General features: G+C 37.0%; 17 protein-coding genes. 3 read left to right on the top strand and 14 right to left on the bottom strand.

Going from position 1 to position 14,334, the window contains the following annotated elements; genetic code table 11:
* The 14 genes from hprK to STRPS_RS10885 all read right to left on the bottom strand — a co-directional run bounded on the left by hprK (position 1) and on the right by STRPS_RS10885 (position 12,053).
* A complete protein-coding gene (gene hprK / locus STRPS_RS07945; RefSeq protein ID WP_007892908.1) occupies positions 1-930 on the bottom strand; it encodes an HPr(Ser) kinase/phosphatase in 930 nt (309 codons plus the stop codon).
* A 194-nt stretch (positions 931-1,124) separates the two neighbouring features.
* Positions 1,125-1,400 carry a PspC domain-containing protein gene (locus STRPS_RS07940; RefSeq protein WP_007892892.1) on the bottom strand — a complete coding sequence of 92 codons (276 nt, stop codon included), beginning with the start codon at positions 1,398-1,400 and terminating at the stop codon, positions 1,125-1,127.
* Between the two features lie 59 nt (positions 1,401-1,459).
* Entirely contained in the window at positions 1,460-1,903 is a 444-nt protein-coding gene (locus STRPS_RS07935) for a SprT family protein (protein WP_037598928.1), read from the bottom strand.
* Positions 1,890-4,022 carry a Tex family protein gene (locus STRPS_RS07930; RefSeq protein ID WP_037599018.1) on the bottom strand — a complete coding sequence of 711 codons (2,133 nt, stop codon included), beginning with the start codon at positions 4,020-4,022 and terminating at the stop codon, positions 1,890-1,892. Before STRPS_RS07930 ends, STRPS_RS07935 begins: the two co-directional genes overlap by 14 nt.
* A gap of 167 nt (positions 4,023-4,189) precedes the next feature.
* The gene (locus STRPS_RS07925; protein WP_007892924.1) at positions 4,190-4,528 is read right to left on the bottom strand and encodes a hypothetical protein; all 339 of its coding nucleotides are present in this window, start codon (positions 4,526-4,528) and stop codon (positions 4,190-4,192) included.
* Between the two features lie 533 nt (positions 4,529-5,061).
* The gene (gene phoU, locus STRPS_RS07920; protein ID WP_007892905.1) at positions 5,062-5,715 is read right to left on the bottom strand and encodes a phosphate signaling complex protein PhoU; all 654 of its coding nucleotides are present in this window, start codon (positions 5,713-5,715) and stop codon (positions 5,062-5,064) included.
* A 14-nt stretch (positions 5,716-5,729) separates the two neighbouring features.
* Positions 5,730-6,482, bottom strand: a complete 753-nt coding sequence (gene pstB / locus STRPS_RS07915) for a phosphate ABC transporter ATP-binding protein PstB (protein ID WP_007892819.1) — start codon at positions 6,480-6,482, stop codon at positions 5,730-5,732.
* Positions 6,483-6,484: 2 nt separating this feature from the next.
* Positions 6,485-7,300, bottom strand: a complete 816-nt coding sequence (gene pstA / locus STRPS_RS07910; RefSeq protein WP_007892930.1) for a phosphate ABC transporter permease PstA — start codon at positions 7,298-7,300, stop codon at positions 6,485-6,487.
* On the bottom strand, positions 7,293-8,156 hold the full coding sequence (gene pstC / locus STRPS_RS07905) for a phosphate ABC transporter permease subunit PstC (protein WP_007892831.1): 864 nt from the start codon (positions 8,154-8,156) through the stop codon (positions 7,293-7,295). Before pstC ends, pstA begins: the two co-directional genes overlap by 8 nt.
* A gap of 63 nt (positions 8,157-8,219) precedes the next feature.
* Positions 8,220-9,098 carry a substrate-binding domain-containing protein gene (locus STRPS_RS07900; protein WP_007892825.1) on the bottom strand — a complete coding sequence of 293 codons (879 nt, stop codon included), beginning with the start codon at positions 9,096-9,098 and terminating at the stop codon, positions 8,220-8,222.
* A gap of 159 nt (positions 9,099-9,257) precedes the next feature.
* Positions 9,258-10,592, bottom strand: a complete 1,335-nt coding sequence (pnpS, locus tag STRPS_RS07895; protein WP_007892890.1) for a two-component system histidine kinase PnpS — start codon at positions 10,590-10,592, stop codon at positions 9,258-9,260.
* Positions 10,576-11,304 carry a response regulator transcription factor gene (locus STRPS_RS07890; RefSeq protein WP_007892901.1) on the bottom strand — a complete coding sequence of 243 codons (729 nt, stop codon included), beginning with the start codon at positions 11,302-11,304 and terminating at the stop codon, positions 10,576-10,578. The genes pnpS and STRPS_RS07890 overlap by 17 nt, the downstream gene beginning before the upstream one ends.
* A gap of 79 nt (positions 11,305-11,383) precedes the next feature.
* A complete protein-coding gene (locus STRPS_RS07885; protein ID WP_007892817.1) occupies positions 11,384-11,866 on the bottom strand; it encodes a cupin domain-containing protein in 483 nt (160 codons plus the stop codon).
* 58 nt (positions 11,867-11,924) lie between these two features.
* Positions 11,925-12,053, bottom strand: coding sequence for a VOC family protein (locus tag STRPS_RS10885; RefSeq protein ID WP_007892875.1), 129 nt, complete (start codon positions 12,051-12,053; stop codon positions 11,925-11,927).
* A gap of 241 nt (positions 12,054-12,294) precedes the next feature.
* On the opposite strand from STRPS_RS10885, the gene STRPS_RS10695 reads away from it, so the two are divergent.
* The 3 genes from STRPS_RS10695 to STRPS_RS07870 are packed head-to-tail and all read left to right on the top strand — an operon-like array spanning position 12,295 to position 14,225.
* The gene (locus STRPS_RS10695) at positions 12,295-12,456 is read left to right on the top strand and encodes an SPJ_0845 family protein (protein WP_007892926.1); all 162 of its coding nucleotides are present in this window, start codon (positions 12,295-12,297) and stop codon (positions 12,454-12,456) included.
* A 48-nt stretch (positions 12,457-12,504) separates the two neighbouring features.
* On the top strand, positions 12,505-13,413 hold the full coding sequence (locus STRPS_RS07875) for a permease (RefSeq protein WP_007892830.1): 909 nt from the start codon (positions 12,505-12,507) through the stop codon (positions 13,411-13,413).
* Positions 13,410-14,225, top strand: a complete 816-nt coding sequence (locus tag STRPS_RS07870; protein ID WP_007892848.1) for a TIGR03943 family putative permease subunit — start codon at positions 13,410-13,412, stop codon at positions 14,223-14,225. The genes STRPS_RS07875 and STRPS_RS07870 overlap by 4 nt, the downstream gene beginning before the upstream one ends.
* Positions 14,226-14,334: the final 109 nt, after the last annotated feature.

Below are 14,334 nucleotides of genomic sequence, written 5' to 3'. Positions count from 1 at the left end.
TCACATGTCCTCATTCTTACTAATTAATTGAGTGAGCCGATCTTCAAAGGTTTTGGTGGCATCAAAGCCCATCTGTCGGGCCCTATGATTCATAGCAGCCGATTCAATAACAACCGAAACGTTGCGACCAGTTTTAACTGGTATTCTAATCCGAGGAATCTTGACTCCTGAGAATTCAATTTCTTCATTTCCATTTCCCAGTCGGTCAAAAACTTTACCTGCCTCAAAATTTTCCAAGTAAATAGCTAGCTGCACCTGAGAAGAATCCTTCACCGCACTCGCCCCATACAAAGACATAACATCAATAATACCCACACCTCGAATTTCAAGTAGGTGGCGTAATATTTCGGCGGGCTCTCCCCACAGGGTTTCTTCATCTTTAGCATAGACATCTACCCGATCATCAGCAACAAGGCGATGACCACGTTTAACTAACTCTAAACCTGTTTCGCTTTTACCTATACCAGAATCACCCTGAATCAGAACACCCATACCATAAATATCCATTAGCACACCGTGAACACTAGTTCTTTCAGCTAACAAGGAATCTAAATAGTAAGAGATACTTCCAGAAAGACGACTGGTCGACACCTTGCTTCTTAGTAACACGATACCTTCTTCTTCTGCCGCTTGAACCATTTCTTCAGGGACAGATAAATCTCGAGCAATAATGACTGCAGGAGTGTCATTTTTAAACATTTCCTTCAAAACAGAATAACGATTATGTGCGGTCATCTTAGTCAAATATGACCATTCCTTCATCCCAAAAAGCTGAATTCGTTCTGGGGAATAATAATCAAAATAGCCTGTCATTTCAAGTCCTGGTCTTGAAATATCTGAGGTTGTGATTTCCTTGGTCAGAAGGTCATCAGTACTGTATATCTTTTCTAAGCGAAGCCTATCAACAAGCATTTTTACTGTTACAGTCATAAATTCTCCTTTTTTACATTATAACATAAGATAAAACCTTAACTCTAGCAAAGACTTGTAAAATTAGGATTTTCCTAAGACAACTATAAGTAAAAAGCCTTTATTAAACTAATAAAGACTCTAGCAGATATTCATAGCTTCATTAAAAATCATAAATCTATCCTGTTTATTTGATCTATGTTTATGCCTTATTCTTACCAAAACCAGCCATCGTCATTATCATTGGCTGGATCAGCATTTTTACGTTTACGCGGACCATTAGCCCCGTCATTCCTACCAATTAAATCTTCTTTATAAGGAAGGAAGATAGCTAGTAAGATATAAATGACTAGTCCAAAACCTGAAAAATACATTAAAAGGGCCGCTAAGACACGGGCAATGGCTAAGTCCCAGCCATATTTGTCAGCCAAGCCTGCTACAACACCTGCAATTAAACTGTTTTTCCTTTGTTTATAGAATTTGCTTTCCATGATAAAACTCCTTTTATCTTCGATAATAGTATTATAATCCTTACCAGGAGAAAAATAAATCAGCCTTTTGACTGATTTATTTCAAGTAGTCGGCCACGACAGCGACCACAAAAATAGATTTTAGTATTGATTCGTCGCTTCCGTTGATAAATCTGTAGACAATTCTGACATTGATAACACTTGTAAGTCACTTTTTGCTGGCTCTTGGGTGCAAACCTTAAGCCGTCAACTTTTCTTAAGAGCTCCTTGAAATCTTTATCTTGATGTCGGTATCCTTTTTTCTCAAAGTAAAGATGATAGTGACAAAGCTCATGACGGACAATTTGGCGAAAGATGGGTTCACCGAACTCTTGATAGAGTTGGGGATTAAAATCAAGATGACCATCTCGCGGAAAGAAACGTCCTCCAGTCGAGCGTAAGCGCCTATTCCATACCGCTTGATGTCGAAATGGTTTGCCAAAATCTTCTAATGAAACGACTTGAACATACTTAGTGAGATTCATTTGGCGCAATTAAGGAAAGATTTACCTTGTGACGATCTAAATCAATTTTTGAAACCCAAACGGTGACCACATCACCGACTGAAAGAACTTGGCTAGGATGATTAACAAAAGTTTGACTCATCTCAGAAATATGGATAAGACCATCTTCGTGCACACCAATATCTACAAAAGCTCCGAAATCAACAACATTACGCACAGTGCCTTCCAGTTTTTGCCCGATGATTAAATCTTTTAAGTCCAAGACATCTTGACGTAGGACAGGAGTTTGAAAATCATCTCGTAAGTCTCTTCCGGGTTTCAATAAATCATTAATAATGTCTGTCAAGGTTTCAAGACCAATCCCCAAATCTTGCGACATTGTCTTCATATCAATACTTTTCAGCTTAGCGCGTGCCTGATCATCCAAATCACTAATGGCTAACCGTTTAAAAAGTTCTTTCACAGCTGGATAAGATTCTGGGTGAACACCAGTATTGTCCAATATATTTTCAGCGTTAGGTATCCTTAAAAAGCCCGCGGCCTGTTCAAAAGCTTTTGCACCGAGACGGGGAACTTTCTTGATTTCAGCACGTGATTTAATACGACCATTTTCTTCTCGATATTTGACGATATTTTCAGAAATGGTTTTATTTAAACCAGAAACATGAGACAAGAGTACTGAACTCGCTGTATTCAAGTTAACGCCAACTTGGTTAACCACTGTATCCACAACGAAGTCTAAATTATCAGAAAGTTTTTTCTGGCTCACATCGTGTTGATACTGTCCTACACCAATGGATTTGGGGTCAATTTTGACTAATTCTGCCAAAGGATCCTGAAGCCTTCTTGCAATGGAAATAGCCGAGCGTTTTTCAAGGCTTAAGTCCGGAAATTCATGCCTTGCCAATTCAGAAGCAGAGTAAACAGAAGCACCGCTTTCATTAACAATAACATATGAACAATTTGGGAAATCTTTCAATACGTCTGCTACAAAGGCTTCGCTTTCGCGACTAGCTGTTCCATTACCAATGGCGATGATTTCAATTTTATAATCCGAGATGAGAGCTGCTAAATCTTTTTTAGCTTGAGCAATCTTGGCTTGACTGGCAGGAGCCACCGGGTAAATGACCTGTGTTGTCATTAATTTACCAGTCTGGTCGACAACGGCTAATTTAGCCCCTGTTCGAAAGGCTGGGTCAAACCCTAAAACCATTTTCCCTTTAAGTGGCGACACCAGTAAAAGGTGACGAAGGTTTTCTGAAAATAGGGTAATTGCCCCATCTTCTGCTGCTTCTGTCAACTCGGTTCGGATTCGTCTTTCCATTGCAGGTACAATTTTTTTCTTTATTGTTTGCTGAATAACATCTTCAATATAACCATTTTTTTCTTTGAAACGAACACTAAAAAAGCGGATCATCTTATCAAAATGATGCTCAAAGCCAACCTTTAGAATCCCTAGTTTTTCCCCACGGTTAAGTGCTAACGTTCGATAACCTTGCATTTTTGAAACTTTATCTGCAAAGTCATAATAAATCTGAAAAACCTGTTTGTCATCTAATGTTTTATCTTTAACTTGGGACGTAATTGATGAATAAGTCCAAATTTCATTGTATACCCAAGAACGAAGTTTGACATCTTCTGACATGGCTTCAACAAGAATATCAATAGCGCCAGACAAGACTGATTCAAGGTTTGGAAAGGTATCGCACACAAATCCTTCTGCTTCTTTTTCTAAGTTATTAGCATTTTGAAGAATAAGCCGCGCCAGCGGAAAGAGTCCAGCTTCTCTTGCAATAGTGGCCTTTGTGCGACGTTTTTCTTTATAAGGAAGATAGAGTTCTTCCACATCAGCTAATTTTTCAGCAGCTAGAATACTAGCTTTTAAGCTATCTGTCAATTTGCCCTGCTCTTGAATTTTAGCTAGAACTGTTTCTTTTCGTTCCTGTAAATTCCTTAGGGATTTTTCTTGATCAATGATGGCTTTTATCATGACCTCATCAAGATTCCCTGTTACTTCCTTACGGTAACGTGCAATAAAAGGAATGGTATTCCCTTCAGCTGTCAAAGCTAAGACGGATTCAATTTGTTTTTGTGACAATTGTAAATCATTTGAAATGTATTCAATAATATTTTTTTCCATAGTAGTCATATTATACCACAACTTATTTTGGGAAAGGCTTAAAGACTAGAACTCTCTCCTTTTTAGTTAACAACAGAGCTATTTTTAGCCATACCATTTAAAAAATGGGAATTAAAAAACCTAGTAAAAACTAGGCTAATAGTTAAACAACATTAAGGGGCAGAAAATTATTCTGAAAGGTATGTTTCGTATTCACTTTTGGCTTGGTCATAAAGGTTGTTTACTTCCTCTACAGTATTAGCTCTCTTAATCTGATTAATATATCCTGTCACAATTTCATAAATATACTTATCAGTATCATGTGATACCATTGCCTCAAGACTTATTATTCTTTTTGCTCCTTCTGATTTTGCACGTTTTCTTTTGGCATTTTTTTCCCTAATATGTGATTGAACAGGTGTCCAATCAGAGTTATCATATATATTCGCCTCTACTGTCCCTACTGTTCCTAATACTACTGTTCCCATCGTAAGCGCTGCTGCACTTACTAAAATGACTTTTTTCACTCTTATTCCCTTTCTTTAGAGGTTTTATTTTTTTAGCGTCGTCCATTATTTGATACCTTTTACTATAACATTCTTATTTGCTGATTTCAATGTAATTTATTTAATATAAATTAACTATTAGAACTAAATTAACATTTCCTTGCTTTACATCATTAAAATTGTTTTTGTGAAAGATAAAAAGAGTCTTTTAGTATCTCAAAAGTAGACAAAGTAGATTTTTAGTAAGTAGCAACGACTTTTACCATACACTAGTGTCAGACGTCATCCTGTCTTCTAGCAAGACTTGCCCGCAAAAGGTAAGCAAACCAATACTTTACGGGCTAGCAAAATGCCCCAAACTTATCCTTTCTGGCATTGAAAAATCTTTAGACCTTAGGCTTAAGCTTTAGGTATGGCGTTCCTTTAGATGCCCAAACAGTTATTTCTCTGACTGTTTGATCTCCCGTCCCAGCTACCTAATTATGCTTTCACCAAAAAAACCTGTTAATGAAATCAGGCTTTTCTTCAATCTAAGACACCTTCAGCGTCCCTTATTAGTTTAATTCAACAAGCTCTCCTGTTTCAAGGTAGACGAGACGTTCACAAATATTAGAAATATAGTCCGAAAAACGTTCCACATGCCCAATCATATAGAGGTATTGCGCTCCATTTCGAATGGAAGTTTCTTGTTCTTTCATGACCGTCAGTATTTCTCGTGAGATGGCGTAGTACAAGTTGTCAATAGCCTGGTCTTGATTAGCAATGGCAACGGCCTTATCTGCATCATGACTGGGAAAGACTATTAGTAAATCTGACATCATCTTAAGAGCTTTCTGGCCAGCTTCATGGATGCGCTCTTCTATCACAGCTAAGGCATCTGATTCTTTTAAGTTCAAAACTGCTTTAGCGATTCCTGCCATATGGTCACCCATTCGTTCTAAGTCAGAGCAAGCTGACATAATCGTTAAGACAAACCGTAAATCTGTCACTTGTGGTTGTTGCAGAGCTAAGAGGCGAGCACAAGCTAATTCTATCTTCAACTGTGCTTGGTTAATCAACTTGTCTTCTTTTATAATCAGCTCCGCCATGGTTGTATCTTTAGCAGCTAATGCAAGTAAGGCTTTTGAAGCTGACTCTAGGACGGCTGTTCCCATTTCCAAAAAAAGTTGCTCTAGCTCTTGTAATTCTAACTCAAATTGATCTCTCATGGTATGTCCTTTCTCTATCCAAAGCGTCCAGAAATGTAGTCTTCTGTTCGTTTATCTTGAGGATTAGTGAAAATATCAAGGGTATCTCCAAATTCACAAACTTCTCCTGTTAAGAAAAATGCTGTTTTATCGGAGATACGAGAAGCTTGTTGCATATTATGGGTCACAATAATGATGGTGTAATCCTTTTTCAAATTTTGAACCAAATCTTCGATTTTTAGGGTTGAAATGGGATCTAATGCTGAAGTAGGTTCATCCATAAGGAGGACGTCCGGTTCTACAGCTAATGCTCTTGCAATACAAATCCGTTGTTGTTGTCCGCCAGAAAGTGACATGGCATTCTTCTTTAAGTCATCTTTAACTTCATCCCAGATAGCAGCTCCTTTTAATGATTTTTCAACGAGGGCATCTAGGCTCGCTTTATCTTTGATACCATGGGTTCTGGGACCATAGGCTACATTATCATAAATGGACATCGCAAAGGGATTTGGCTGTTGAAAAACCATACCAACACGTTTTCGAAGGGTGTTGAGGTTCATATCTTTGTCATAAATATCTTTTCCGTCAAGAGTAACTTGACCTTCAATATGGCAACCTGCTACTAAATCATTCATCCGATTCAATGTTTTTAAGAAGGTTGATTTGCCACAGCCAGAAGGTCCTATTAAGGCAGTGATTTCTCCTTGAGGAAGCTCAATCGAAATATTTTTAAGGGCTTTAAAACCCCCATAGTATAAATCTAAATTTTTTACGGAAAAAGTTCCCATACTTAGGATGCTCCTTTCACAAGATAACGAGACAATAAACTCGAAATAGTATTAATTATTAAGACAATGATAATTAAGATAACCCCTGTAGCATAAGCTTCTTTCACATGTAAGCCCTCACTTGACAGCATATACATGTGCAGGGCTAATGAACGACCAGAAGCCATAAGACTAGTCGGTGTGTTAGTAGAAGTCCCTAAGGTATACATAAGGGCTGCTGTTTCTCCCACAATACGACCAATTGCTAGAATAACCCCCGCAAGAATTCCTGGCATGGCCACAGGAAGGACGATTTTAAATACTGTTCGTAATTTACCTGCACCGAGGCCATAACTTGCTTGGCGCATACTATCATTAACTGCTAGTAGGGCTTCCTCTGTTGCCCGAATAATTACTGGTAAAACCATGATAACAGAAGTCAAAATACCAGATAGCAGTGAATATTGGAAACCGAGAAAGATTACAAAGAAAAGCATGCCAAAGAGTCCAAATACAATTGACGGAATTCCTGAAAGTGTGTCAGCGGCAATCCGAATAATGTTAACCCAAATAGATCCTTTTTTTGCATATTCAACTAGATAAAATCCAGCAAAAACACCAATTGGCAAGGCAACTAAAAGGGAACCAAAAACTAAAACAAGTGTTGACACAATAGCTGGCATTAAGGAAACATTATCAGATGTATAGGTCCATTCAAATAATTTAGGTGTAATACTTGGTAAACCGTTTAGTAAAATAAAGCCAATAATCAGAAAGAGTGAGCCAAAAGTGAGGATGGTAAAAAGATAAACCAATCCTTTTAAAAGATATTTACTCATGAATTGATTTTCCTTTCACGTATGCGAAACAGGCATTAATAAGTAAAATAAAGATAAAGAGCACTGCCGAGGTGGCAATTAAGGCTTCTCTATGTTGACCAGAAGCATAGGCCATTTCTAAAACAATATTTGTGGTCATTGTTCTTGTTCCTTCAAAAATCCCACTTGGAATAATCGGTTGATTACCTGCAACAAGAATAACTGCCATTGTCTCCCCAATAGCGCGACCTATTCCTAAAATAATTGCTGAGAGAATCCCTGATTTTGCTGCTGGCAAGATTACCCTAAAAATAGTTCTTTCATGACTTGCACCAAGTGCCAGACTTCCAGAATAGTAAGTAACTGGCACAGTACGAATAGCTGATTCTGACAAACTAATAATAGTTGGTAAGATCATTATCCCTAATAGAATAGAAGCTGTTAAAACACTCATCCCATTGCCAGCGAAAGTTCTAATCCAAGGAACTAATAATTGTAAGCCAAAAAAGCCATAAACAATGGAAGGAATAGCTGCCATTAAGTTAACTGAGGACTTTAAAAAGGTATACAACTGGTTAGGGCAATAATATACCATAAAAATAGAGGTTAAAATTCCCGTCGGAACACCAATAATAATGGCACCAATAGTAATGAAGAAAGACCCCAAAATCATGGGCAAAATCCCAAAACTTGCAGGACTATTAGAGGGAGACCACTCTTTACCAAATAAAAAATTGCTAGCTCCGTATTTCCCAATAAATGGGAAGCCATTCATGAAAATGAAAACACAGATAAGCAAGATAGCAATAACTGCAGTTGCTGCACTTAGGAAGAATAAGATTCTAAAAAATTCTTCTTTAAAAGCTTGTTTTGTCACATGCTTTCCTTTCTAAACAATGAAAGTAAGGGAGATCCAAGCCCCCCTTACAAAACAATCGACTTATTTGACTTTATCCCAACTAGTCACTTTACCAGTAAAGATATCGGTGATTGTCTTCATGCTGATGTCTTTTGCTTTATTGTCTTTGTGAACAACTAAGGCAATACCATCGAGTGCAATCGCGTCATGTTTAAGTTTTTTACCTTCTTCGGGTGTTAACTCACGAGATACCATACCTATATCAGCCGTCTTTTCAGTAGCAGCTGTGATCCCTGCAGATGAGCCATTTGAGGTAATGTCGATTGTGACTTCCGGATTTTCTTTTTTATAGGCTTCAGCTAGTTTTTCCATTAATGGAGCAACTGATGTTGAACCGACCACTGACAATTTACCAGACATTTTTTGCGAGGTATATTCTTTTGTTTCCGTTTTTGCTTCAACAAATTTATGATTAGTAACAACTTTTTGACCTTGTTTCGAGTGAATAAATGTGATGAAATCTTTTCCAAGACTTGAAAGGCTATCATTAAAAACAATATTGAATGGTCGCTGTAATGGATAATCTCCATCTAAGACTGTTTTTGCACTTGCCTCAACACCATCAACTTTTAGGGCTTTAACACTTTTATTAAGTGACCCTAGTGAAATATAACCAATGGCGTTAGCATTTCCAGAAACTGCCGAAATAACACCTTCTGTACTATTTTGAACCACGGCAGACTTGGAGGTATTATCTACTTCTTTACCACTATTTTTTTTCAATATTCCAGTAATTTCAGTAAATGCTCCACGTGTTCCTGATCCATTTTCACGTGTGATAACTTCAATCTTACTACCATTCTTAGAAGAAGCTGAGTTAGCTGCATTATTACCACAAGCTGCAAGTCCTAAACCTGATAAACCAAGAACTGCTAAGGTAAGCATTTTTTTCATTTTCATAATCATCACCTTTTTATATTTGATAAAGTTTTTCTGTAGATTTCCTACACTTATAGTCTAGCAAGTATTTGTAAAGATTTCGTAGTGATTAGTGTAAAGATTTCGTAAAACTTATACCAAAGAACATTAAAAAAAAGAGTTTCAATAAACTCTTCTTCATTACTCGACTTCTTCGATTAAATAATATGGCAAACTTATGGTAAACTGACTTCCCTCTCCAAGCTGGCTTCTTACAGTAACTGTTCCTCCTAAAAGCTGGATCAGTTCTTTGACAATTGAAAGCCCTAGGCCAGTCCCTCCACTCTGACGACTTCTTCCTTTATTAACGCGATAAAAACGTTCAAAAATACGTTCCAGCTCCATTTGTCTGATACCAATACCAGTATCACTGACACTTATTTTAAGCTTTTGCTCATCAAAAACTGTGGATAAGGTAATTTTCCCACCTTCATCTGTATAGCGAATAGCATTGGATAACAAATTAAGGAGAACTTGTGATAAGAGGTACTTATCAGTCTCAACCGCGAAATCTTGAGTTAATTCAAAAGCTAAACTTTGCTTTTTTTGATCCAGTTGATGTTTCATACTATTACCAATATCATGTAAAAAGTCATTAATTGAAAATTGTGTTTTTTGTAACTGGGTATTTTTAACCTTTGATAAGGCTAACATATGTTCCACGATATGTTCTAAGCGAAGACTTTCTTTGTAGATAATGTCTAAAAATTCCTCTTTTAATTCGATGTCATCTTCAGACATTTGCTTGATAGTTTCAGCGAAACCTCTGATAGAAGTAACGGGAGTTCGCAACTCATGAGAAGCATTAGAGACGAAGTCCATATTTAATTTTTCGTAAGAACGGATAGTTGTTAGATCATATAATAAAACTAAGACTTGAACAATATCACCCTCTTGATTTGCAATGGGGACTGCAGTGACTTCTAGAATTAAATCACCATCGTGAAAACCGCTTAACTCTTTCTTAATTGTTTGTTTAGTATCAAAAGCCTCTGCTATGGTCGCTTTAATATCTGTCCTTGCAATATCTTCAATACGCTCAAAGCTTACTTTGGTATCAGGAAAGAAATGTGGTAAAGAGTTACTATGCAAAACAATTGCTTTTTCTTTCGTAACCAATAACATTCCCATTGTTAGATGTGAAGTGAGTGCTTCTAAATTTCCAGACAAGCGTGTATTTTCATCCTTATAAGCCTGCAATTGGTTCTGTATCTTTTGATAGCTAAGAAAGACAGCCTTCAAATCTGCTTGGCTTTCAGGAAAAAAACTGTCTGGAGTAACCAATTGTCCTGTTTCCAGTATTTGGAATTGCTTTTCCCAATCAATTAGCGCCTTTACTGGAAGAAAACAGAAAAGTAATAAGCAAGCACTCACTAGCTGCAATCCTAACTGCCCCTTACTAGTAAAGAGAGAAAGAAAAAGACAGAATAAGCTTAGGCCTAGTATGACCTTTAGGCATTTAAGATTTTTCTTCATCCTGCTTCTCCTTAAATTGATAGCCATAACCACGAATGGTTTTGATACATTTTGGATTTTTGGGATCATCTTCTATCTTTTCTCGTAATTTACCGATATGCACATCTACTAGCCGCGTCTCTTGACCAAAATCGTAACCCCAAATACGTTCCAATAATCTTTCTCGCGTTAAAGTCATGTTTGGGTGCTTTACCAGATAAAGGAGCAATTCAAATTCTTTAGGTGTCAAATTTAAAAGAATCTTATCTTTATAGACTTCATGACGTTCAGGATAAATAAGGAAATCGTTAATTATCCACGACTCTTCTGCAAATCTCTCCCTATCATTTTGACGATTGTCTTCCTTATCCGTTCGACGTAAGATAGCTTTCACACGGGCCATAAGCTCCCTTGGACTAAACGGCTTGGTCATATAATCATCAGCACCCAACTCTAGAGCAAGCACCTTATCAAATTCGTCACTCTTAGCTGAGACCATCATAATTGGTGTCTCAATCCCTTTAGCTCTGATTCGCTTACAAACTTCAATACCGTCTAACTGGGGTAACATGATATCAAGTAATATAAAATCATAATGTTCTGACACCGCTAGTTTTAAAGCTGTGCGGCCATCCTCAGCTAATTCTGTTTCATAGCCTTCTTTGTGTAAATGGTAATCTAATAGCCGTAAAATATGTTCTTCATCATCAACTAATAATACTTGCTTTTTCATCGCATACTCCTATAAAAGCCATTATAACACAATTTAAAGAAATAACTTTTCAAAGAGCCGTCCGACTTCACGAATCAATTTACTTACTCAAGGTTAACCTTTTAATGATCTCCTCTTGTTCTGGATAGTCCTTTAATAGGCTATCTTGGCTCAAAAGTTCAAAATCAGAAAATTCAAATCCTGGAGCAACCATACAGGAAACCAAGGCGTAATCTTGTTCAACTGTTGAGCCAAATATGATGCCTTTCGGAACTCGAAATTGTAAGCACTGACCCTTTTTGAGGTCAGGGCCAAGAACCACCTTTTTATAGAGCCCATCAGGGTATAAAAGATGGATCGTTAATGGCTGTCCTAGATGAAAATACCACATTTCATCTGAGGTAAGACGGTGAAAACGCGAAGGATTTCCCTTTTCTAATAAAAAATAAATGCTAGTATAGAGAGATTTACACTTACCCTCCATTAAAAAATGATTGGAGGATTTTTCCATTTGCCTAAAATAACCTCCTTCTGGGTGAGCTTTTAATCCTAATGAATGAATAATTTCTTCGCTTGTAGTCATAATAATTCCTTTATTCAGTTACTCTCTCTTTATTCTAAGAAAAATAAACAGCTTTCAATTATGAGATAAGATCACACCAAATGGTCAGTTCAATGATATTGCCTTCTAAATCATGACTAACAGCTTCATAGGGGTCATGATCTGTAATTCGAAGACCCTTTAGAATTGAAAAAACTTGATTCTCCATGTAGTATAGACACTCATCAACTGCATCTTTAGAACCTAATGAAAAGGCTCAGTGAGCAAATCCTATTTTTTATTTACTATAAGTATACTCTATCTGCGATCATTTAACTTATAAAAAGTTGCTTTTTCTCTACTATCCTATGATTTTTTAGTTTCATTCGAAAGGACTTTTGGTTAATTCTTTTCATTTCTTATTAAATGATAGTATAATAGAGGTATCTTGAAAGAAAGTTGGTGACCTTATGGCAATTACCCATAAAAGAAATGATGACCTTGAGAAAATGATGGCTGGATTTGCCTCCATACCTAGTTTTGATAAACCAATTGACCTTGATGCTGAAGGCAAACTGATTGAGCCACTAGCTAAAGATGAGTCGACTGAAAAGGACAAAAAGAATGATTAGGTTGCTTCAACTTGATCACTTTTACTGGCAGCTTGACGGAGGGATATCATGTTAAACCTATTTTCTAACTTACCTCCAAGTATGCTCCAATGGTTTGCTATCTTTTTATCTATTATTATTGAAGCTTTACCATTTGTCCTACTAGGGACCATCCTTTCTGGCTGTATTGAAGTTTTTGTCACACCTGATATCGTTCAGAAATACTTACCCAAATCTAAATTTCCCCGGATTCTTTTTGGGACTTTCATTGGTTTTGTCTTTCCTTCCTGCGAATGTGGTATTATCCCTATTATTAATAGATTCTTACAGAAGAAGGTACCAAGCTACACTGCGGTTCCCTTTTTAGCGACAGCTCCGATTATTAACCCGATTGTTCTATTTGCAACTTATTCGGCTTTTGGGAATTCCTTGCGGTTTTTAGCCTTACGCTTACTAGGAGCAATTATCGTTGCTGTTGCATTGGGTATTATGTTGGCATTTGTAGTTGATGATGATATCCTAAAAGGTACTGAAAACGATATTCATATCCATAATTATAGGGGTGAAAAGTGGCCTAGAAGAATTTATTTAGCCTTGGTTCATGCGATTGATGAATTTTTTGATACGGGACGTTATTTAGTTTTTGGGACACTGACTGCCTCTGCCATGCAAATATATGTGCCCACTAAAATACTGACAAGTGTCGGCCATAATCCCTTAACAGCCATTTTAGTGATGATGGTATTAGCCTTTATCTTGTCCTTATGTTCAGAAGCTGATGCCTTTATAGGAGCTAGTTTATTATCAACTTTTGGCCTAGCTCCAGTGCTTGCCTTCCTATTAATTGGACCAATGGTGGATATTAAAAATTTAATGATGATGATAAAAGCTTTTAAGGGGAAATTTATTGTTCAATTTATTAGCGTCTCAGTCGCTGTCATTGCGCTTTATTGCTTACTTGTGGGGGTGATTGGATGATTCGTTTTTTAATCTTGGTTGCTTACTTTGAATTGACCATGTACTTGGAGCTTTCTGGCAAGCTTGATCAATACATTAATACTCACTACTCCTATCTCGCCTATATTTCAATGGCTTTATCCTTTTTGTTAGCTCTGGTTCAACTCTATACTTGGATGAAAAACATTAAAACAGAAAGTCATTTAAAAGGAAGACTAGCTATCCTCACAAGCCCGATAATCTTACTGATTCCTGTGCTGGTTGGTTTACTGATTCCGACGGTCAGTCTAGATTCTACAACGGTTTCTGCTAAGGGGTACACATTTCCTCTCGCAGCTGGCGCCAGTAAAACTGGAGTCAGTGAGGACGGCACCACTATTCAATATTTAAAACCTGATACGAGTCTTTATTTCACAAAATCAGCCTACCAAAGAGAAATGCGTAGAGAACTGAAAAAATATCAGGGTGATAAAGCTCTGACTATTACAACTGAGAACTATATGGAAGTGATGGAGCTGATTTACCTTTACCCTGATGAATTCACCAATCGTGATATCCAGTATACAGGATTTGTTTATAATGAACCTGGACATGATAACTCTCAATTTCTGTTTCGTTTTGGCATTATCCACTGTATTGCTGACTCTGGCGTCTACGGTTTATTAACCACTGGTAATCAGGTTTCCTATCCAAACAATACCTGGTTAACAGTTAAGGGACGGATTAAGACAGAATATAATAAAGATTTAGAACAAACCTTACCGGTTTTACATATCCAAGATATTAAGGAAAGCAGTAAACCAGATAATCCTTATGTCTACCGTGTTTTTTAAGCTATTCTTATAAAAAGTGGAAAGTCTCTCTAAGTTACATTTTTAGACACTTTCCCTTTTTTACTTTGTTCTTATACCCATAAAACAACAATCATTTATAAAAGGAGGA

Origin of the sequence: Streptococcus pseudoporcinus LQ 940-04, from assembly GCF_000188035.1 — a bacterium.
GTDB classification, from domain to species: Bacteria; Bacillota; Bacilli; order Lactobacillales; family Streptococcaceae; genus Streptococcus; species Streptococcus pseudoporcinus.
The sequence above is the reverse complement of the archived record's forward strand: the minus strand, read 5'-3'. Positions and strand labels throughout refer to the sequence as shown.